This window comes from Chitinivorax tropicus (genome assembly GCF_014202905.1).
In the GTDB taxonomy this organism is placed as follows: Bacteria; Pseudomonadota; Gammaproteobacteria; order Burkholderiales; family SCOH01; genus Chitinivorax; species Chitinivorax tropicus.
This window is the reverse complement of the sequence record NZ_JACHHY010000011.1, coordinates 43,899-66,335: the sequence shown is the minus strand read 5'-3', so window position 1 is coordinate 66,335 and position 22,437 is coordinate 43,899. Positions and strand designations below refer to the sequence as shown.

13 protein-coding genes are annotated in these 22,437 nt (G+C 59.0%); 10 read left to right on the top strand and 3 right to left on the bottom strand.

Features of this window, described 5'->3' with window-relative positions; genetic code table 11:
- Positions 1–21: 21 nt before the first annotated feature.
- Positions 22–1,986, top strand: a complete 1,965-nt coding sequence (locus HNQ59_RS09985; RefSeq protein WP_184038550.1) for a type VI secretion system tip protein TssI/VgrG — start codon at positions 22–24, stop codon at positions 1,984–1,986.
- A 39-nt stretch (positions 1,987–2,025) separates the two neighbouring features.
- On the opposite strand, the gene HNQ59_RS09980 is transcribed toward HNQ59_RS09985, so the two are convergent.
- Positions 2,026–2,658 carry a hypothetical protein gene (locus HNQ59_RS09980; protein WP_184038547.1) on the bottom strand — a complete coding sequence of 211 codons (633 nt, stop codon included), beginning with the start codon at positions 2,656–2,658 and terminating at the stop codon, positions 2,026–2,028.
- A gap of 316 nt (positions 2,659–2,974) precedes the next feature.
- On the opposite strand from HNQ59_RS09980, the gene tagH reads away from it, so the two are divergent.
- From tagH to tagF, 5 genes are all read left to right on the top strand, one after another.
- Positions 2,975–4,438 (top strand): type VI secretion system-associated FHA domain protein TagH, encoded by a 1,464-nt coding sequence (gene tagH / locus HNQ59_RS09975; RefSeq protein ID WP_184038544.1) that lies wholly within the window; start codon positions 2,975–2,977, stop codon positions 4,436–4,438.
- A 72-nt stretch (positions 4,439–4,510) separates the two neighbouring features.
- Positions 4,511–5,845 (top strand): type VI secretion system baseplate subunit TssK, encoded by a 1,335-nt coding sequence (gene tssK, locus HNQ59_RS09970; RefSeq protein WP_184038541.1) that lies wholly within the window; start codon positions 4,511–4,513, stop codon positions 5,843–5,845.
- Between the two features lie 3 nt (positions 5,846–5,848).
- Complete coding sequence (icmH, locus tag HNQ59_RS09965; protein ID WP_184038539.1) at positions 5,849–7,216, top strand: type IVB secretion system protein IcmH/DotU; 1,368 nt, start codon at positions 5,849–5,851, stop codon at positions 7,214–7,216.
- A gap of 40 nt (positions 7,217–7,256) precedes the next feature.
- On the top strand, positions 7,257–10,772 hold the full coding sequence (gene tssM / locus HNQ59_RS09960; protein WP_184038537.1) for a type VI secretion system membrane subunit TssM: 3,516 nt from the start codon (positions 7,257–7,259) through the stop codon (positions 10,770–10,772).
- Positions 10,773–10,815: 43 nt separating this feature from the next.
- Positions 10,816–11,442, top strand: coding sequence for a type VI secretion system-associated protein TagF (gene tagF, locus HNQ59_RS09955; RefSeq protein WP_184038534.1), 627 nt, complete (start codon positions 10,816–10,818; stop codon positions 11,440–11,442).
- A gap of 71 nt (positions 11,443–11,513) precedes the next feature.
- Here tagF and HNQ59_RS09950 read toward each other — a convergent pair whose 3' ends face one another.
- On the bottom strand, positions 11,514–12,344 hold the full coding sequence (locus tag HNQ59_RS09950) for a PP2C family protein-serine/threonine phosphatase (protein WP_184038531.1): 831 nt from the start codon (positions 12,342–12,344) through the stop codon (positions 11,514–11,516).
- Positions 12,345–12,913: 569 nt separating this feature from the next.
- Between HNQ59_RS09950 and HNQ59_RS09945 the strand changes: the two genes are divergently transcribed.
- Entirely contained in the window at positions 12,914–15,655 is a 2,742-nt protein-coding gene (locus HNQ59_RS09945; RefSeq protein ID WP_184038528.1) for a diguanylate cyclase, read from the top strand.
- A gap of 48 nt (positions 15,656–15,703) precedes the next feature.
- Here HNQ59_RS09945 and ppsR read toward each other — a convergent pair whose 3' ends face one another.
- Positions 15,704–16,528, bottom strand: a complete 825-nt coding sequence (gene ppsR, locus HNQ59_RS09940) for a posphoenolpyruvate synthetase regulatory kinase/phosphorylase PpsR (protein ID WP_184038525.1) — start codon at positions 16,526–16,528, stop codon at positions 15,704–15,706.
- A gap of 488 nt (positions 16,529–17,016) precedes the next feature.
- Here ppsR and ppsA point away from each other — a divergent pair, with 488 nt between their 5' ends.
- The 3 genes from ppsA to kdsA all read left to right on the top strand — a co-directional run bounded on the left by ppsA (position 17,017) and on the right by kdsA (position 22,317).
- Entirely contained in the window at positions 17,017–19,401 is a 2,385-nt protein-coding gene (gene ppsA, locus HNQ59_RS09935) for a phosphoenolpyruvate synthase (protein ID WP_184038522.1), read from the top strand.
- 309 nt (positions 19,402–19,710) lie between these two features.
- Positions 19,711–21,363 carry a CTP synthase gene (gene pyrG, locus HNQ59_RS09930; protein WP_184038520.1) on the top strand — a complete coding sequence of 551 codons (1,653 nt, stop codon included), beginning with the start codon at positions 19,711–19,713 and terminating at the stop codon, positions 21,361–21,363.
- A 93-nt stretch (positions 21,364–21,456) separates the two neighbouring features.
- Positions 21,457–22,317, top strand: a complete 861-nt coding sequence (gene kdsA, locus HNQ59_RS09925; RefSeq protein WP_184038518.1) for a 3-deoxy-8-phosphooctulonate synthase — start codon at positions 21,457–21,459, stop codon at positions 22,315–22,317.
- Positions 22,318–22,437 lie beyond the last annotated feature (120 nt).

The window sequence follows — 22,437 nt, the reverse complement described above, 5'->3', positions numbered from 1 at the left end:
CATTAACACCAGAGGTTAAGTGTGACCGCTACACACCAACATCGTGAAATTTCCGTCATCAGCCCGCTGGGGGCAGATGTATTGTTGTTCCAGCGCATGAGCGGCCAGGAGCAGATGGGCAGGCTGGGCGAGTATCAGCTGGAAGTGCTCTGTGAGAATGCAGCCATTTCGTTCGATGATCTGCTCGGCAAGCCCATGACGGTCAGCATCCGTACCACCAAGAGTGGCAAACGACATTTTCATGGCTATGTCACGCAGATGGCATCGCTCGGGTTGAAAGGGCGCTTTGCGGTGTTCCGGGTCACGTTGCGGCCCTGGTTGTGGTTCCTGACCCGCGCCGCCGATTGCCGGATTTTCCAGGAGAAGTCGGTTCTGGACATCATCAAGGAGGTATTCGAAGCCTATGGCTGCGCCGATTATTCGCTCACCTGTAGCGGCCAGGCTCCTCAGCAGGTGTTGCCTTACTGTGTGCAATACCGGGAGACGGATTTCAATTTCGTCAGCCGGTTGATGGAGCAGACGGGTATCTATTATTACTTCAAACATGGTGAGAGCCGCCATGAGCTGGTCTTGTGTGATGCCTTGGACGCACATGGCCCGGCGCCCGACTATGCCAAGCTGCCGTTTTCACCTTTTGACGAGCGTGATATCCGCCGTGGGGAAGATATCTTCGAATGGTCTGCCAGCGCGGAGATACAGCCAGGGGCCTATACGCTGAAGGATTTTGATTTCGAGAAGGCATCGGCCAGTACGTCGGGGGCGCTGTTGGTGAAATCGACGATGAGCCGCCAACATGATCAGTCCAAATATGAGGTCTTCGATTACCCAGGTCTGTTTGCTGAGCGTGCGCAAGGTGAGGCGCATGTGCGCCATCGCCTGGAGGGATATCAGGCACAGGTGGAGCGCTTCGAGGGCCGCACCATGGCACGAGGTCTGTTCCCCGGTGCCATTTTTGAAATGACTGAGCACCCGGTGTCATCACAAAACGGCAAGTATCTGGTGGTCTCCATGCAATATGAGCTGGCTTACAACGGGTTTGTCAGCGATTCGACAGCGCAGCCCGACCCGGTGTGCCTGTGTCATTTCACCGCAGTACGCAGCCAAGTGCAGTACCGCCCTCAGCGCATCACGCCAAAGCCTTTTGTGCAAGGCCCACAGACTGCCATTGTGGTGGGCAAGTCGGGCGAGGAGATCTGGACCGACAAATATGGCCGGATCAAGGTCCAGTTTCATTGGGATCGGGTCGGGGCTGCCGATGAGAAAAGCTCCTGCTGGTTGCGGGTGGCGCAGCTCTGGGCTGGCAAGCGCTGGGGGACGGTGTTCATTCCACGCGTCGGCATGGAGGTGGTGGTCGATTTTCTGGAAGGCGACCCGGATCGTCCCTTGGTAACCGGCGCGGTCTACAACGCCGACAACATGCCTCCCTATGCATTGCCAAGTGGCGCCACCCGTTCAGCCATCAAGTCTGATTCGACCAAGGGCAGTGGTGGCTTCAATGAGATCCGGCTGGAGGACAAAAAAGGCAGCGAACAGCTCTTCATCCATGCTCAGAAGAATCAGGACAACTATGTGAAAGAAGAAGCCTATCAATGGGTTGGCAAGGACCGGCACACCATGGTCAAAGGCAATGATCTGCTGGCTGTCGATGGCGCATTTCACATCCATGTCAAAGGCAAACGCAATGAAAAGGTGGGCGGCAATGTGTCGCTGGATGCTGGGCAGAATCATTATGTGAAGGCCGGGCAGAATCATGCTGTCGATGCTGGGATGAATGCCCATCTGAAAGCGGGCATGGGTGTGGTCATCGAGGCAGGCATGAGCATCACTTTGAAGGCTGGTGGCGGATTCATCGTGATCGGGCCGACTGGGGTGTCGATCTCGGGCACGCCGATCCTGCTCAACTCCGGCGGGGCGGCAGGCAATGGTTGCGGAGGATCGCCAGAGGCGCCGGATGCCGCCAAAGAGGCAGATGATGGCAGCAAATGAAAGCCATCATCTGACGCACCCAGGCGTTGCCAGCCATGCCTAGGGCTTGTCGTCGTGCGCCCAGTGGAGCGTGTGCTGAACGGGGTGCGTGGAAGACAATGGGCTGGCCGGGGTGAGTGCAGGCCCGGGCTGATCAAGTAAAGCCAGCCTGGCTTGAATGGTCAACTGCAGCTGTTGTGGTCGATCCGGGCCTAGCCGGATGTGCAGGCGATTTTCAAAGCAGCCGAAACCTGCATGCCCGCTGAAGGTAGCACAGGAACGCAATGGGGCTGATGCGCCGGATGTGGGTGGTGTGGCCAACAAGGCTGCCAGCGCGGGCTGTGGCCGAGCGAGATGCGCCTGCGCCGCCAAGACAGCCATGGCTGCGGCTTCCCAATGCCCTGTTGTCAACGCATTGGCCATGCCTGATCGCATCAGGCGGCTGGCTTGCTGGACCAGCACCTGCTGTATGAGCGTGAACAAGGCAGTTCGCCGCTGGTCTGGTGAAGCATGGGCGGGTAGGGTGGTGTGCGCCGTGACGCTGATTTCAGCCTGGCTGGGCGGGGTGCGGTGGCCTGCGGGATCAAGCCCGATCGGGGCCAGCCCGGTCAAGCTGAAGATGGCCAGTCGTTGTTGATCGAGGTCGGGCTGGTTGCTGATCAGCCCAGTCAGGAGAGGATCGGTAGCTTGCATGGCGAGTCCAGAAAAAGAAAGAGTGGGCGACGGGCCAGCGCATCATCCGGGCAGCTTGCCTGTTGTCGGCAGAACTGGGACGGCTGGCTGCTGTCATGTGCAATTGGGCCGGAATGTCGGCAACAGGTTCACTATGCTTCGAGAGCGGCCTTCCAAACGCCATGGTTGTACTGGCGGGCTGATTGCGTCATGTGGCTTCGACTGGCCTAGGCGCGCGATTCGGCACGGGCCATGAAATAGTATCAACATAATCCAAACCACCGATCATTGCCTCGATACTGGCGTGATCGCCAAGAGAAAGAATTGATCATCGCTCATGTCACTTACACTTCGTATTCTCACCTATCGTAATGAGCCCCCGGCTGAGCCGGTGGTACGTCAGTTCGGGCCGGGTGGCGGTATGATCGGTCGTGCGCCAGGCAGCGACCTTGAGCTGCCCGATCCAGGCAAATATGTGTCGAGAACCCATGCACAGATTGCTTGCCGCGACCAGATCTATTACCTGACGGATGTCGGCAGCAATCCGACCTTGATCAATGATCGCCCTTTGGGCACGGGCCACGTTGCCAGATTGAATCACGGCGACCTGCTGACCATGGGTGACTATGTGCTGCGGGTCAGCATCATGGCTACGGCGGCCCCGGCACCCTCCGCGCTGGATCACCCGCTGGCACCGCCACCAGTCGTGACCCCACAGGCGCAGCCCGCCACGACCCTGGCTGATCCACTGGCGGCGGCCAGCGTATTGAGCGGTGGGTTGGCTGCGCCTTCCGCTGCTGACCCGCTTGGGTTGAATCTGTTTGGTGGCGCACCCACTCCGGACATGGGGCAGGTGCCGCTGGTGTCCGGCATGCCGCCATCGGGAGGGTCGCAGCCAGATCATGTTCCTCCCCAGCAACAGCCATTTCAGCCGACAGTAGGGGGAATCCCGCTAGACTATGACCCGCTGGCTGACCACGGTGTGGCAAAGCCGACACCCAAGCCAGTTGCGCCGCCACCCGCCCCACCCCAGGCTGTCGTGCCGCCCGTCGCCTCGGCTCCACCTGCCGCCCAGCCGTGGAAGGACGCCGAGCCGACACTGATGCCATCTCCCCCGCCACGTGTCCCCCCTGCTGCGAAGCCAGCTGCCGCCAATGTGGCAACGCCCCAGACTGTACCAGTCGCCCCAGCTGTACCAACACCCCCCAGCGAGAGCGCGGTCTTTGCCGCTTTGTTACGCGGGCTGGGCATGGCCTCATTCAAGCAGGGGACGCTTGACGAGGTGGAAATCGCGGAGCTGGTCGGACAGATGCTGCGGGAGGCGATGGCAGGCGCCATGTTGGTGTTGCGTGCCCGTGCTGCGATCAAGCGTGAGCTTCGCAGCGACATGACAATGATCCAGGCGCGGGGCAACAACCCGCTGAAATTCCTGCCCGATGTCGATAGTGCGTTGACGCAGATGCTGACCAATACCCTGAGCGGCTATCTGTCGCCAGTTGCGGCCATCAGCGGTGCGTTCGACGATTTGAAGGATCATGAGTTGGCGGTCATGGCTGGGGTGCGGGCGGTCATCTCCGACATGCTCAATCAGCTGAACCCGGCGCTGATCGAAGCCACCGACAGCGAAGCGGGCATGATGGACAAAATGATGCCAGCCAACCGCAAGGCTCGGCTGTGGGATCGGCTGACCACTCAGCATGCGGAGATGCGCCGCTTGCTGGATGATGACTTCCAGAAGTTGTTTGGTGACCGGTTCACCGCCGCCTATGAGGAACAATTGGCCCGGTTGCGGCAGAAGTAAGAACGTTTCAATTACGCTGCCCCCAGTGGGGGGTGGGATATCAATCACTCAGGATGGAAAGGCAAGCATAAGATGTCGTGGAACAGCAAAGTCGTGTGGTCCGAGGGCATGTTCCTGCAGCCACAGCATTTGCAGCAGCACGACCGTTTTCTGCAGACCCAGCTGGAATTACGCTGTGGCAGGTTGCGCCCCTATGGTTGGGGCCTGACCTCACTGAAAATCGATGAAGCCCAGCTGGCGTTGGGCAAAATGTCGCTGTTGGCGTGCAGTGGTGTATTGCCGGATGGCACACCGTTTTCGTTGCCGCAAGAGGATGATCTCCCCTTGCCGTTGGCGGTTCCCGAGGATGCCCGTGATGTGCTGGTGGTGCTGGCCTTGCCCGATAGGCGTCCCGGCATCGTCGAGGCGATGGAGGAAACCGGCGAGGAGCGATTTGCCCGTTATCGCATGGAAGAGCATGAGGTGCGCAATACCAGCGGTGATGATGACGAGCTGGCGACCATGCATATCGGGAAAATGCGGCTGCGGCTGGCGTTGGAGGATGATGTCAGCAATGCCTACAGCTATGTTGGGCTTGCCCGCGTGCTGGAGCGCCGCCCGGACAACCAGTTGGTGCTCGACCCGGATTACATTCCGCCCAGTCTCGACTGCCGGGCATCTGCCCGTCTGTTGGCCTTCACCGAAGAGGTCAAGGGCCTGTTGCACCAACGTGGTGAGATGCTGGCAGCCAGGCTGGCACAGCCTGGCGTGGCGGGGGTGGGGGAGATCGCGGACTTCCTGCTGCTGCAATTGATCAATCGGCAGCAACCGTTGTTCAATCATCTGGGGGCGATGACCGGCCTGCATCCAGAGGCGCTGTATTGTGAGCTGCTACAGCTGGCGGGTGAGCTGGCGACCTTTTCCAAGACCAGCAAACGAGCGGGAGAATACCCGGCCTATCGTCACGACCGATTGGCGGAGACGCTGCAGCCGCTGGTGCTGGACATCCGTCAGTCCTTGAGCCTGGTGATGGACCCGCATGCCTTCCCGATCCCGATCGAAGCACGCCAATTTGGCATCCATGTGGCCATTGTGCAGGACAAGACCTTGTTCAAGCATGCATCCTTCGTGCTGGCCGTCAACGCCAACCTGCCACCCGAAACGATACGCAGTGGCTTTCCGGCACAGGTGAAGATCGGGCCGGTCGAGAAGATCCGCGATCTGGTCAATCTGCAACTGCCGGGCATCATCCTACGGCCCATGGCGGTGGCGCCACGTCAGCTGCCGTTCCATGCCGGGTTCACCTATTTCGAGCTGGAGCGGGCCGGTGAGTATTGGGCCGCCATGCACAGCTCCGCCGGTTTTGCATTGCATGTGCCGGGTGATTTTCCGGGCCTGCAGATGGAATTCTGGGCGATCAGGAGTTAAGCCATGGCCAGCGAGAATCTTCCTCCAGATGCCGATCGGACGCTGCTGATACCCGCGCCCGGTGGCCGTAAACCGCCGCAGCCCGCCACGAGTGAGCACGAATCCACGATCATTGCGTCCGCGCCGGGTGGGGGGGGTGCGACCCCGCAGGCGGCTGCATCGGCACCATGGCCTGCGGGCAGCGGGCCGATACCGGCCTTGCCCGCTGGCGGCTTGAATCCCTTGGTGTCGGCAGCCCATGTGCTGCTGAGCTTGGTCATGCCGTTACGGCAGATGGCCAGCTGTCCCGACATCGAAGCGCTACGCCAGCGGGTGGTCGAGGCGGTGCGGGCCTTCGAGACTGAGGCCAAAGCGGCAGGTGTCGATTTCGAGGCCCTGGCCGCCGCCCGCTATGCGCTGTGCACCATGATGGATGAAACCGTGACCTCCACGCCTTGGGGCGGCAGCGGGGCCTGGGCCAGCCGCAGCCTGTTGGTGACTTTTCATAATGAGGCATTCGGCGGTGAAAAATTCTTTGTGGTATTGCAGCGGCTGGCTCAGGATGCTGCCCGCAACATCGATGCGCTGGAGCTGTTCTATCTGTGTCTGGCGCTGGGTTTTGAGGGGCGTTATCGCTTGATCGATGGCGGGCGCACCCAGCTCGATCTGCTACGGGAGCGGTTGCATCAGCTGATCCGCAACCAGCGCGGCTTGGTCGAGCAGGACCTGTCACCCCGCTGGCGGGCCGCGCAGGCACAGCGCAAGCAGCTGATGAGCCTGTTGCCATTGTGGGTGATCGGTGTGGCGGCGTTGTTGATTCTGGGGTTGCTGCACCTGCTGTTCCACTTCTGGCTGGGCCGGGACACCGATCCGGTGATGAGCAACCTGGCTCAGATCCGGATCGAAGCCGTCCGGCCCGCACCGGTGCCGGTCAAGCCTGCCGTGCCAGTCGTGAGGTTGGGCAAGTTCCTGCAACGGGAAATCGATGAAGGTCTGGTCACCGTGCAGGATACGGCTGACCGATCGATCGTGTCGATCCGTGGGGATGGCATGTTCGCCTCGGGCAGCGCGGAGCTCGATAGCCGATTCCAGCCGTTGATGGTGCGTATCGGTGAAGCGTTGAAGGTCAATCCTGGCAAGGTATCGGTGGTAGGGCATACCGATGATCGACGTGCCATGTCCGCCCGCTTCCCGTCGAATTGGGAGCTATCCCGGGCGCGGGCCAGTGCCGTGGCCACCCTGTTGATCGAGCAAGCGGGGCCCGCCACGCGTTACACCATCGAAGGTCGGGCCGACAGCGAGCCCCTGGCACCAAACGATACGCCCGCCAACCGGGCGCGTAACCGTCGGGTGGAGATCGTGCTGTTTGTGCCAGTGGGTGGGGCGCGATGACGATTGATCGATTCGCATTGAATTGCACATTGGATACTTTATGCGAACATTGTTCTCTTGGTTGATCAGACGGCCAGTCCTGGCCTTCATCGGAGTGCTGATCCTGTCGTTGTTGGTTTGGTTCGAGGGCCCGCTGCTGGCCTTTGATGACAAGAAACCATTTGAATCGAGCACCACACGCTGGGTGGTGATCGCCCTGCTGCTGGTGGCCTGGGTATTGTATTTCGGGCTGAAGTGGCTATGGGCACGCCTTGCCGACTTGCGACTGCGGCAAGGCGTGGTGGTGGATACCGATGCGACTGTTGTGCAACCCGGGGCCACTGAGTCGGCCAGCGAGGTGGTGGCTCTGGGCAAGCGTTTCCAAGAAGCGCTGGATACCTTGCGTAAAGCACATGGCGGCAGGCGTGGCGCCCATTACCTCTATGACATTCCGTGGTATTTGATCGTGGGGGCACCTGGTGGTGGCAAGACCACCGCCTTGAATGAATCGGGCCTGCAATTTCCGCTGGCGGATCAGTTTGGCAAAGGGCCGATCGGCGGGGTAGGGGGGACGCGCAATTGCGACTGGTGGTTTGCCGACGAAGCAGTGCTGTTGGACACCGCAGGGCGCTATATCACGCAGGATAGCTTTGGCCCGGCGGATCAAGGCGCTTGGCTGGGCTTTCTGGGCCTGTTGAAAAAACACCGGCGGCGGCGACCGATCAATGGCTTGATCCTGGCAGTCAGCGCGTTGGATCTATTGCAGCAGGATGAGGGCGTGCACCAGCATCATGTCCGGGCGGTCCGTGAGCGCATCAAAGAGCTGCACGACAAGCTGGGCATCCGCTTTCCGATCTATGTGGTGATCACCAAATGCGACCTGCTGGCCGGGTTTGTCGAGTTTTTCGATCAATTGGGGAAAGATGAACGGGGGCAGGTGTGGGGTGTCACCTTTCCGTATGTCGACGCCAGCCACGTTGAGCAGACGCTGGCGATGTTACCTGCTGAGATGAAGACCCTGGAGCGGCAGCTGCAACGCCGGATGGTGGATCGCATCCAGCAGGAGCGCGACTTGCGCCGTAGGGCGTTGATCTATGGCTTCCCACAGCAATTCGCGTTGCTGCATGATTCCGCCCAGCGATTTGTGAGAGAGGTATTCAGCGCCAGCCGCTATCAAGAGCCAGCCTTGTTGCGTGGCATGTATTTCACCAGCGCCACCCAGAACGGCAGCCCGATCGACCGCATCATCGGTGCCCTGGCGAATTCCTTCGACCTGCCCCGCGCTGCTTTGCCGGCCAATGCAAGCAGTGGCCGCAGCTATTTCATCAACCGCCTGTTGCGAGAAGTGGTCTTCGCTGAATCGGGTCTGGCCGGAGCTGATCTGCGGCTGGAGCAACGCCGCAAATATCTGCAATGGGGAGGCATCACCGGTATCGTATTGATCACCCTGTTGCTAGGGGCGGGGCTGATCACCAGCTATGTCCGCAATCAGCAGCTGATCCAGGCTGTCGCCGCCAGCACTGGCACCTTGCAGCATAGCGCCAAGTCGCTACAGGGCCGCAACGGCCCACTGGATGCGCTGCCCTTGCTGGATCAGGCCCGGGCCTTGCCCACCGGCTATGCCGAGCGTGCTGCCAGCGTGCCGCTCAGTCTGCAGTTCGGCCTGTATCAAGGAGACAATCTGGGAGAGCAGACACAGGCCACCTACCGGCGGTTGTTGACTGACGCACTGCAGCCCCAGATCGTCAACCGGCTGGAAGATGACCTGCGCCGCAGCGAAGCAGTCAGTGCCGATCAGCTGTACAACAGCCTGCGTACCTACCTGATGCTGGGTGATCGCACCCACCTCGACCCAAAGGCCGTTGCAAGCTGGGGAAGTGCCTGGGTGCAGACTTTACAAGGCGCGACCACGGCGCAGAGGGCAGCACTGATCGACCATGTCGCAGCCTGGGCTGAATCGTTGGATACCAGCACTGCAGTGCCGACCGATTCCACGCTGATTGCACAAGCCCGCACCGTGCTGGCGAATATGCCTACCGAGCAGCGCATTTATAGCGCACTGAAGCGGGAGATGATGGATGCGCCCTCACCCGCATTCGATATCGTGCAGGCTGCGGGTAAGGACGCCGCCAGCGCATTGACCCGCAAGAGCGGGCAGGCGCTGACACAAGCCCTGCCGGGGCTGTATACAGTGGAGGGCTATAAACGTTTGCTGTCGTCGGTGGATGGCGCCTTGGCGAATGCAGCCAAGGACAATTGGATATTGGATCAACAAACCACGCTCGACCCGCGCCAGCTGGACGATATGAAGGCTGCTGTCTTGCAGCTGTATTACGACGATTACATCAAACAGTGGGAGGCCCTGCTGGCGGATGTAACCGTGGTCAATTTCAACAATCTCGACCAAGCGGCCAGGGTGCTGAATCTGTTAGGTGGGGCGGCTTCGCCTTTGAAGAAGTTTCTGGTGGCCGCCGCGAAAGAGACCACCTTGGCACCGGTCGAAGCGCAGAACGCCGCTGTGCTCGACAAGGTGAAGGGAAAGCTGAAAACCCTGACGCAAGCCCTTGGCGGCACCGCACAGCCAGCCGGGGGGGATGCCGGAAACCCGGTGGACGTGCATTTCGACGACCTGCACAAGCTGGCGAACGCCCCTGCAGGCACCCCTTCAGCGCTGGATCATTCGCTGGCGGCAATGAAGGAAGCATCGGCATTCCTCGATGCGACCAATGCCGCCAAGAAGACCGGCAGCCCCGCTCCGCCCGGCGATGCATTGCTGAAACTACGCCGGGAGGCCGAAGGTAAACCTGCACCGCTGTCCGCCATCCTGCAATCGGCGGATGGCGCGAGCAGTGCGCTGACACAAGGCAGCGAGCGCGAGCGGTTGAATGCGCTATGGAATGCGCAGGTGGCGCCATTCTGCCGCCAAGCCGTGGCGGGCCGCTACCCAATCAGCCGTGGCCAGGCCAAGGAGATCACGCCAGATGACTTTGGCCGCCTGTTTGCGCCCGCTGGGCTGGTCGATGATTTCTTCCAGAAAAATCTGCAACAGTATGTCGATATGTCCGGCCCGACCTGGCGGCTACGTGGTACGGGAAGCGACTCGTTGGGTATTCCGCCGGACACCTTGGCCGAATTCCAGCGGGCAGCGCGGATTCGTGACACCTTCTTCGCGCTCGGCGGTAATCAGCCATCCTTCCGCTTCCAACTGAAGCCACTCAGCATCGACCCGGCCCTGACCAAGCTGGCCATCGATATCGATGGCACGGTGATGACGCTCAGCACCACCGCATTGGCATCGGCCACGCCTTTCCAGGTGCCCAGTGGCAAAGGGCTGGGCGCGGCAAAGGTGGATTATGCGCCCTCCAACGGGGCAGGCTCATTGCATACGGATGGCCCCTGGGCCTTGTTCCGCTTGCTGGACAAAGCCACTGTCGAAACCACACCCCAGGCGGAACGCTACAAAGTCACCTTTGACCTGGAGGGTAAAAAGGCCAGCTTCGAGCTGACAGCCAGCAGCGTGATCAACCCCTTCCGGCGCGATGTGTTGGAGCGATTCAGATGTCTGGATCGGCTGTGATCGACAATAGCGAGGCGTTTGCCTGTTTGATGGAAAGGTCGATATGAGTGTTGGTTTTTTTGGCAAAGTACCCAGTCATGGTGATTTCCTGTGTCGTCGGCTCCCGACCTCGTTCACCGAGCCTTGGGATCAATGGCTGCAGCAGGCCATGATGCATAGCCAGACGGCGCTGGAGGAGCAATGGCTGCCGCACTATCTGGTGGCGCCGATCTGGCGGTTTGCGCTGGGGCGGGGCGTGCTGGGGCCGGACAACTGGGCTGGCATCCTGGTGCCCAGCGTGGACAAGGTGGGGCGATACTTCCCGCTGACTCTGGCTGCGCCAACTGCCTTGCCCGCCCAATGGCCGGATGTGTGCGGGCTGGGTGCCTGGTTCGATGGGCTGGAGGGCTGGGCGCTCCATGCGCTGAGTGAGGACTTCGATCTCGCAGGCTTTGACCAGGCGCTGCTTGCATTGCCACCGTGGGCGCCCCCTGCTGTCCATGTGCCGCCCGGTTGGCCGCTGATGCTCTCATTGGTGCAGACACATCCCATGGAGTCGGTCAATCAGGTGCTGTTCGATCGGCACAGCCTGTGGTGGACCATGGGGTCAGCAGATGTGGCGGCGGTGATGCAGGGTTATGTCGGCTTGCCGCCGCCTGAAGCCTTCGCAGGCATGATGGCTGGCGGCTAGATCGGCTTGCACCGCCGACCGTATCAGACTTTTACGCAGCTTGAGCAGACATGGAATCATGTCAATAGCTGTTAGTCCATTTGTAATAACATGACAGTAACATTGTCCGATCCGCCAAAGTCATTGGCCAAGGCAATCAATTGCTCGCATTGCGCTTCCAGTGGCAGATAGCAGATGTTCCTCAGCAACCGCTCGATTTCCAATTCGGGCACAATGCCGTGCAGACCGTCGGTGCAAAGCAGGTAGACATCACCCGGCGTGGTATCGACAGCCTTGATGTCGGGCCGGACACTGGCAGATGGCCCAATGGCTTGCAACAACAGATTGCGATTGGGCAGTGTATCGACCAGGCCCTCGTCGATGGCTTGTTGATAGAGGGTGTGATCCTTGGTCAGGCGGGTCAGTTCATATTCACGGAATCGGTACAGGCGGCTGTCACCCACATGGAAGCACATCAATGGGCTATCCTGAGTCATGCGCCAGACGCCGGTCACCGTGCTGCCCATGCCATACAGGTGCCCGCTCTGACTGTTCAGATTACGCTCGTATAAACGGTCGTTGGCGTATTCGACAGCATCCCAGAGCGTGGCGATCGATGGCATCACTTGATCGGGCCATGTGGCGTCGGGGTCTGGCTCGAACACATGGCCAGGGTGGCCGGGCAACGGCACCCCCTGGGTGGAGGCCATCAGGAAATTGCGGATTTCCTCCAGCGTCTGTTCCGCCGCGACTTCACCATGGTGATGCCCCCCCATGCCATCGCAGATTGCGATCAGCGACAGCACAGGGTCGATCAGAAAGTTGTCTTCATTATTGGTTCTTACCTGCCCACGGTCCGACATCCCGAAGGCACTGCCCAATCTGGGTACGTTGATGGCTTGGGCGGGCGGGACAATGGCCATAGGGTTCCTTGATTCGGGCATCTTCTGATAAAGGGTCGTATAGTCAGTCTAGGTTCTGTTGACACGGTTTCATAGCTCGCATTGACCTGCATCATTTTGGCGAATTGTCTGTATGGATCACCATATGATGCATGCGACCCGAAGGTTCTGGTTCGGGATCTGTCAGTTGAGATATCGTTTTTATGGATTGGTTCGTCAACGGTGTCGGTAGCGTTTCATCTCACCACACCTGACTGGCCATCCACCCCGCGTGGCGCGTGACCTTGCTGCAGGGTCGGGCACCGCACGGGGCTTGACGGGCCGTACCACCGGCACCTCGTGGCATCATCATGCAGGGCCGCCTGACGCAAAGGACCCCGGCCCCTGTGCAGTGTACCTAAACACGCCCAGCTGAGCGAACAGCACAATGAGACCGCCAGCGCCGACTGGGCTTGCGGGGGGGCATTGGCAGCCCAGTAGGCATCGGGTAGCATCACATGGCCACCCTGTATATCTCTGATGTAGAGCCTTCTGTTATTCAATCGGTTTGATCAATAAGGCGGATTGGACATGATGCGGAATGAGTGGGGATGCTGAACGCGATGCGGTTGTCACTGCGGTTCTCGCATCGGTTGATGATCGTGATGGTGTTGATGGTTCTGGGCCTCAGTGGCGGCTATGCCTATCTGGTCTGGCGGACCATGGACAGCATGGCCAACGAGATGGAGCGTGATGTCAACCGGATCATGACGGACCAGGCCACAGGCTTCATCGAACGGCTGGTCACGACCCGTGCGGCCTTGCTGGATGCGCAGTTGGAGCAGGTCGCCAGTGTGGCCGGTGATGGTGCCAAGGTCATGTCCCGCCACCTGCAGCGTGGCGGCGCGTTGCAGGAGTCGCTGTCGGGCCTGCTGTCGGCCCTGGCGGCCCGTGACACCTGGGCCGGGCGCGTGTACTTTCTGGAAAGCAGCACCGGTGAGGTGGCTGAGTTCGGCACCGGTGGCATGCAGCGGCGAGTGGATAAAGGCCTGCATTCACATCTGCTGTCCACCACGGCGGGCCTGACCGTACCTGGTGATATCCGCTGGACAGAAGCCATGGCCGCCATGATGTCGCATCATCGACTGATCGTTGCAGCATTGTCGCCAGTGAGCGATGGAAAGCGGGTGCTGGGGTTTGTGGCGGCAGAAATCCCGCTGATGCAATTGGCGATCGACTCCGGGCGCGATGATGGTTTTAACGGACATTTCAGCTTTGTGCTGGATGCGCGGCGGCGCGTGGTTGCCATTACACCCGTCGGGCGCAGCCAGCTGGATCTGATCTCCATGCAGAATCAGCTACCTACCATTTCGGGTAGTGGCAATGTCGCCTTCAACGAATTGTTGGGCCGGATCGCCGCCGGTGACGTGGGTGTGGTGCAGGTCGCGCTACGCGGCACCCCACGATATGTGGCGTTTCATCCAATGCGCTATCTGCCCTGGCGTTTGGTCATGGTGGTTCCGGCTGATGCTGCCGAGGCAGCCACCGCCCCTTTGCATGCCGCGCTGGAGGTGGGGCAGCGGCGCACACTTCAATTGATCTGGCTGGGCTCGTTGGGCGTGTTGCTGCCCATCGGCATCGCGGGCGTGCTGCTGATCCTGCGCATGACCCGCCCAATCAAGCTGCTGATTGATGGCGCCAATCAGGTGGCTGCCGGTAACTACGCCTATCGCATGCCAGCCGTGATCAGCGGGGAATTCCGTCACCTGGCCCATGCTTTTGATGTGATGTCGGAAAAGATCGGGCAGACCGTCTCGGAAGTGGTGGCTGCCACAAATGCTGAGCGCACGGCCAACCAGCGCTTGCGTGAAACGGTCACTGAATTGGAAACACTCAATCTCGCCCTGCGGAGTGAATCGCAACAACGCAAGATGGCGGAATACGCCTTGCGTGAGAGCGAAGGCCGCCTCAAAGCCATCGTCAGCCATGCTCAGGCGCTGATCTTCCTGAAGGATCTGCAGGGACGATACCTGTTGGCGAACGAGCCGCTGCAAAGCCTGCTGGAGCGAGGCGAGCAACAGATCCTGGGCAAGACCGATGCCGACCTGCTGCCACCCATGGTCGCCATGCAATTGCACCGGCACGACCAGCTGGTGATCAACAATCGCACAGTCGGTGAGTTCGAGGAAAACATCACGCTGGGTGTCGAGCCACGCATCTTCCTGACCAGCAAATTCCTGCTGAGCGACGACCGAGGGCGACCCTATGCCTTGGGCGGTATTGGTACCGACATCACCGTCCGCAAGCGCGTCGAAGCCGAGCTGCGGCAGCACAAGGAAAACCTGGATCGCATCGTCGAACAGCGGACCGAGGCGCTGAAACAGGCCAACACCTTGCTGGCATTGGAGATCGAAGAGCGGAACCGGGCACTGACGGATCTGCAGGAGTCCGAGTCCCGATACAGCTTGTTGCTGCACAACATCCACGACGGCGTCATTGTCGTGATGGATGCCCATATCACCTTGGCCAATCAGGTCATGGCCGACATGCTGGAGGCGCGCGGCCCGGATCAATTGGTCGGCCTGGATATGCTGGACCGGGTGGCGCCAGAGGAGCGCGACAAGATCGCCCGCCATTACGCCAGTCGTTTGCAGGGCAGCCCGGTCGAGGCGGTCTATGAGAGCGTGCTGGTGACGTTTGGCGGGCGTCGCATCGAGGTAGAGCTATCCGTCGGCGTCACCCGTTTCCGTGGTGAAAATGGCACCGTAGTGGTGCTGCGGGACATCACCCAGCGCAAGGCAGCTGAGCAGGCCCTGCAGAAGGCCAATGCCGAGCTGATGCGGATGTCCGTCGTGGATTCGCTGACGGGGCTTTACAACCGGCGGTATCTGATGAGTACGCTGGAATCTGCCTTGGCGCGGGCCTTGCGCCATCGCACGTCGTTGGCGGTGATGATGATCGACGTCGATCGATTCAAGGCTGTCAACGATACCTATGGTCATCAGGCCGGCGATCGGGTGCTGGTGCAGATCGCCAAGCTGATCCAAAGCCGGACGCGCCAAGGAGACACTGCTGCCCGCTATGGTGGCGAAGAGCTGACCCTGCTGCTGCCCGAGACCGATATCGCCAGCGCCAAGGCGCTGGCCATGGCTTTATGCAGGCTGATCGCAGACACCCCGTGCCAGCTGGAAGATGGCCGCGAGCTGGCCGTATCCGTCAGCATTGGCGTGGCAGGGGTGCCTGAATCCAGGGCAGAGACAGTCAGTGCGTTGTTGGCGCTGGCGGATGAGGCGTTGTATCGAGCAAAGCGCCTAGGACGCAATCGGGTCGAGCTGGCCGACAGCCGACCATAGACCCGGCAGCCATCGAGCAGGCCGGGTCGATCAGATGCTACGCTCGCTTCAGAATACCTTCCGCTCCAGCTTGGCCTGGTGGAGAATCGTACTGGAAATCTCCTCGACAGACTTACTGGTGGTATTGATGTAGGGGACACCCTCGCGCCGGAAGATCGCCTCCACCTCGGCGGTTTCAAACCTGCAGTTGTCCAGCGATGCATATTTGCTGTTGGGTTTGCGCTCAGTACGGATCTGCGCCAGCCGATCCGGCGCAATGGTCAGCCCGAACAGCTTATGACGATACGGAGCAAGCGCCTGAGGCAGCTTGATCTCCCCCAGGTCTTCCGGAATCAGCGGATAATTCGCCGCCTTGATGCCAAATTGCAAGGCCATATACAGGCAGGTGGGCGTCTTGCCAGAGCGCGACACGCCAACCAGAATCACATCCGCTTCAGCCAGATCGCGTGGCTTGATGCCATCATCGTGCGCCATCGAGAAATTCACCGCCTCGATCCGCGCATTGTATTCGTTGAAATTCGATACGCTGTGTGCTTTGCCCACCGTGTGCGAGGACGCTCGACCCAGTTCGCTTTCCAGCGGGGCGATGAAGGCTTCGAAGAAATCGAGATTCAGTGCGCAATCCAGCTTCAACATGTTCCGGATGTTTTCGTTCACCATGCTGCTGAAAACGATGGGGCGCTCATGGTCGTTGTCGGCAGCAGCCTGGATCTGCGTCGCGGCTTGCTGTGCCTTGTCGGGCGAGTCGATGAAGGGCAGTGTCACCCGGCGGAACTCCAATCCTTCAAACTGGCTGAGCAGACTATGGCCAAGCATCTCAGCGGTGATACCTGTGCGGTCGGAGACAACGAAGACGGTGCGGCGATGGGACATGATGGATCTCAATTCGTGGGGGTTGATGATGAGCACAAACCAGTTGCGCTGATCGGCAAGCGTATCGGGTTCAGGTATTGCTGGCGATGATGCAGATCAGCGACCTGAGACTGCAATCAGAAGCAACCCAATCCGGATGCCAACAACTATATTGTAATAAGCCACAGGTTCCGTTGACACCGGTTCAACCAGATCTGTCAAAAACAACAGGGCTAGGGTATTCCCTAGGTTTGGTCGACCTGCTTTGCTCGTTGCAATGCAGCAAAAGACTCTTGTCCTGATGCGGCATATCGGGCAATGTCCGGGTGCTGCGGCCCGTGGCCATGCAACAAATGCTGCCAAAAACGGCATAAAAAAGTTAAAATCGCGCTTCTACGGATCTGTCGCCGGATGCGGGCTTAGAAGACCGGAAGTTGGCGGTTCACCCATTTGAGCCCGGATGCCGAAGACGGCTCTCACAGATTTCCCCACATTACAGGAATTTGATAATGGCAGAGAATTACGTCATTTGGTTCGAAAAGCTGCGTATGACCGATGTGGACAAGGTCGGTGGCAAAAACGCATCGCTCGGCGAGATGATTTCCCAGCTTGCTGAAAGCGGCGTCCGTGTTCCGGGCGGCTTTGCAACCACTGCCCAGGCGTATCGCGATTTTCTACAGCACGAAGGTTTGGCCCAGCGCATCGAAGACGCCGTGTCCACCTTGAATGTCGATGATGTGGCGACCTTGGCCAAAGTTGGCGCGCAAGTGCGCCAATGGATTGTCGATACGCCTTTCCCTGCCAAACTCGAAGAAGAAATCACTGCAGCCTACGACCACATGGTGGCGCAGTCCGGCAGCGACATCTCCGTTGCTGTGCGCTCCTCCGCCACGGCGGAAGACTTGCCGGATGCTTCGTTTGCCGGTCAGCAGGAGACCTTCCTGAACATCCATGGCTTGCAGAATGTCATGGCGGCCATCAAGCACGTCTTCGCCTCACTGTATAACGACCGTGCCATCGCCTACCGCGTGCACAAGGGCTTCACCCATGGCGAAGTCGCGCTGTCGGCGGGTATTCAGCGCATGGTGCGTTCGGATTCCGGGGCCTCTGGCGTGTTGTTCACCATCGATACCGAATCGGGCTTCAACGATGTGGTGTTCATCACCTCTTCCTATGGCCTGGGCGAAACTGTCGTCCAAGGGGCAGTCAACCCCGATGAATTCTATGTCCACAAGCCGACCCTGGCGGCAGGTCGTCCGGCGATTCTGCGCCGTACCCGTGGCTCCAAGCTGATCAAGATGGTGTTTGCCGAATCACGCGAGGCGGGGCGTTCGGTCAAGACCATCGAAGTGCCGGTGGCGGACCGCCGTGTATTCTCGGTGACAGATGCCGAAGTGGAAGAGCTGGCCCGTTATGCGCTGATCATTGAAAAGCACTACCAGCGTCCGATGGACATTGAGTGGGGGCGTGATGGCGTGGATGGCAAGCTGTATATCCTGCAGGCGCGCCCAGAGACAGTCAAATCCCAGGAAAACCGTGTTGAGACGCTGCGTCGCTACCGCCTGAACAACAAATCAGAGATTCTGGCGTCAGGGCGTGCCATTGGTCAGAAGGTCGGCCAAGGCGTGGTGCGCATGATCCGTGATGTGGCAGAGATGGAGCGCGTCAAAGAGGGCGACATCCTGGTCACCGACATGACCGATCCGGATTGGGAGCCTGTCATGAAGCGTGCCGCAGCGATCGTCACCAACCGCGGTGGCCGCACCTGCCACGCAGCCATCATTGCCCGTGAGCTTGGCGTGCCTGCTGTCGTTGGTTGCGGTGATGCGACCGATGTGCTGGAAGACGGCATGGAGGTGACTGTGTCCTGCGCGGAAGGGGATACCGGCAATATCTACAATGGCCTGTTGGATGTCGAAGTGATGGACCTGGCACTGGATAAGATGCCAGCCTCACCCGTCAAATTGATGATGAACGTCGGCAACCCTGAGCTGGCCTTCGACTTTGCCCATTTGCCGAATGAGGGCGTGGGTTTGGCGCGGCTGGAGTTCATCATCAACCGTATGATCGGCATTCATCCGAAAGCCCTGCTGGCTTATCCGAATCTGCCCAGTGACGTGAAGGACATCATCGAAGATCGCATCGGTGGCTATGCCAACCCGGTCGATTTCTATGTGGAAAAGCTGGTTGAAGGGATCGCCACCATTGGTGCAGCCTTTGCGCCCAAAAAAGTCATCGTGCGCATGTCCGACTTCAAGTCGAATGAATATTCGAACCTGATCGGTGGCCAGCTGTATGAGCCGCACGAGGAAAACCCGATGATCGGCTTCCGTGGTGCATCACGCTACGTCAGCGACACCTTCCGTGATTGTTTTGAGCTGGAATGCCGCGCCATCAAGAAAGTGCGCAACATCATGGGGCTGACCAATGTCGAGGTCATGATCCCATTCGTGCGTACTGTGACCGAGGCCAAGCAAGTGGTCGAATTGTTGGCGCAGAATGGCCTGAAGCGGGGTGACAATGGCCTGCGTCTGATCATGATGTGTGAGATTCCATCCAATGCGATCCTGGCTGAGCAATTCCTCGAATATTTCGATGGTTTCTCGATCGGCTCGAATGATATGACCCAGCTCACACTGGCGCTTGATCGTGATTCGGGTGGTCCGATTGCATCATTGTTCGACGAGCGTAATGATGCGGTCAAGGCGATGTTGTCCATGGCAATCAAGGCTTGCCGTAAGCAGGGCAAATATATCGGGATCTGTGGGCAAGGCCCGTCAGATCACCCTGATCTGGCGAAATGGCTGGTGGAGGAGGGAATTGAAACCGTCTCCTTGAACCCGGATACGGTCGTAGAGACCTGGATCTATCTCGCGAAAGAAGTGGCCCGTTGAGTTGGTGGGTCATCTGTTCTGCAAAAAGCGCCTTCGGGCGCTTTTTTGTTTCACGCGCTGATAGAGGCAAGCAAGACTGGGCGTAGAGGGTTGATTTCGTTATGACTGTTGAGGCGGTGCGATGGCTGCGTAGGTGGCGGGCCGAAAAACAGGCCGGTTGGTTGCCAGGGTGATGAAAAAAATCAGGATTGGACAAGTCGATGAATGATCGATGGTTTATGTCAGATCATACGCTGGCGGGCTGGCAAGTGAATTGAGGAAATGGTTCGTTTCCTGTAAAATACGGAATTCAATTTAGCCAGTATTAACATGACTAAATATATCTTCGTTACCGGCGGCGTTGTCTCCTCTTTAGGTAAAGGCATCGCCGCCGCGTCACTTGCGGCAATCCTCGAATCCCGTGGCCTCAAGGTCACCATGATGAAGCTGGACCCCTATATCAATGTGGATCCAGGCACCATGAGCCCGATGCAACACGGCGAAGTCTTCGTGACAGAAGATGGCGCCGAGACAGATCTGGATCTGGGCCATTATGAGCGCTTCATTCAAGCCAAGATGCGCAAGTGCAATAACTTCACCACGGGCCAGATTTACGAATCCGTGATCAAGAAAGAACGTCGGGGCGATTATCTGGGCAAGACGGTCCAGGTCATTCCGCATATCACCGACGAAATCAAGTTGTTTGTCGAGCAAGGTGCGGGTGAGGCTGATCTGGCAGTGGTCGAGGTCGGTGGCACCGTGGGCGATATCGAATCGCTGCCTTTTCTGGAGGCCATCCGCCAGATGGGTGTCGAGCTGGGTCGCGAGAACACTTGCTTCGTCCACCTGTCGTATGTGCCCTACATTGCCGCTGCGGGTGAGATCAAGACCAAGCCGACGCAGCATTCCGTTAAGGAAATGCGTGAAATCGGCATTCAACCCGATGTGTTGATCTGTCGCGCGGATCGCATGGTGCCAGACGATGAGCGCAAGAAGATTGCATTGTTCACCAATGTGACCGAGCGTGCGGTGGTGTCTTGCCCGGACATGGACTCGATCTACAAGATTCCGCGTGTGTTGTCTGATCAAGGCATTGACGACATCATCTGCAAGCAACTGCAGCTGACGCTGCCAAAAGCAGACCTGAGTCTGTGGGATCGGATCGTCGAAGCAGTAGAGAACCCCAAGCAGACTGTCAATATTGCGATGGTCGGCAAATATGTCGATCTCACCGAATCCTACAAATCGTTGATCGAAGCGTTGAAGCATGCTGGTATCCACACGCGCAGCGACGTGAAGATCCACTATCTGGATTCCGAAGAGCTGGAAACCGGCGATCTGCACGAGCTCAAGGACATGGATGCGATTCTGGTGCCGGGTGGTTTCGGTAAACGCGGTGTAGAAGGCAAGATCCGTGCTGTGCGCTATGCTCGTGAGCACAACGTACCCTATCTGGGTATCTGTCTGGGCATGCAGTTGGCGCTGATCGAATACGCACGGGACATGGCCGGCATGGCGGGTGCCAACTCCACCGAATTTGTACGCGATACACCATTCCCGGTCGTTGCGCTGATCGACGAGTGGGTGAATCGCGATGGCAAGATCGAAACCCGTGATGAGAATTCCAATCTGGGCGGCACCATGCGCCTGGGTGGTCAGGATTGTGATCTGGCTGACGGGTCGCTGGCTGCGCGCATCTATGGTGCGAACCGCATCGTCGAGCGCCATCGCCATCGGTATGAGGTCAACAATCATTACCTGTCACGATTGGAGGCTGCAGGCCTCAAGGTCAGCGGTCGTTCCACCGATCCGAACCACTTGTGTGAAACCATTGAGCTGCCAGGCCATCGTTGGTTCTTCGGCTGTCAATTTCACCCCGAATTCACATCGACGCCGCGTGATGGACATCCATTGTTCAAAGCGTATGTCGAGGCGGCGATTGCCTATGCCCATGAGAACGGGCGTGAGGGATTGCACTGCTGATCTGAATGGACAAGCCGGCTAGAAGCCGGCTTGTTTTTGTCGTTTTTTATGGTGAGCGGTGGCAATGCATCGCTGGCCAGTCAGGATAAGACCATGAAACTGTGTGGCGTTGACGTTGGGTTGAATCACCCATTTTTTCTGATTGCCGGTCCCTGCGTGATCGAAGGCGAGCAGTTTGCGCTGGATACTGCCGGGCAGCTCAAGGAAATCGCTACCGAGCTGGGTATCCCATTCATTTACAAATCGAGCTTCGACAAGGCCAATCGCTCATCAGGCAAGTCGTTCCGGGGATTTGGCATGGACGAGGGTCTGCGCATCCTGGCCAAGGTGCGTGAGCAGATTGGTGTGCCGGTGCTGACGGACGTACATGATATCGAGCAGATCAAACCAGTGGCGGACGTGGTTGATGTGTTACAGACACCGGCATTCCTGTGCCGTCAGACTGACTTCATCCGTGCCTGCGCGCAGTCTGGCAAACCAGTCAATTTCAAGAAGGGTCAGTTCCTGGCGCCACATGATATGAAGAATGTCATGGATAAAGCGCGGGATGCGGCTCGTGAGGTAGGGCTGCCTGATGATCAATTCATGGCCTGCGAGCGGGGTGTCAGCTTCGGATACAACAATCTCGTGTCCGATATGCGTAGTCTGGCCATCATGCGCGAGACAGGCTGCCCTGTGGTGTTCGATGCTACCCACTCGGTGCAGTTGCCCGGTGGGCAAGGGACGGCATCCGGCGGGCAGCGCGAATTCGTGCCAGTGTTGGCACGGGCTGCCGTGGCAACCGGTATTGCCGGGTTGTTCATGGAAACCCACCCTAACCCATGCGAGGCGCTGTCAGATGGCCCCAATGCCTGGCCCCTGGGTCAGCTCAAATCGTTGTTGAAGACCCTGCAAGCCATTGACAGGCTGGTCAAGGAAACAGGCTTTGCAGAGCAGGCATTGCTTGATCAATGATTCCGGGTGTTTCCTGATGGACAGCAGGGCTGATGCGCTTTAGCGTGTGCAGTCCCCCACACTGTCCATGGCGCCGGCCTGCTGGGCCGGGCAGCCAGTTGATTGTCCGTTCAAATACTG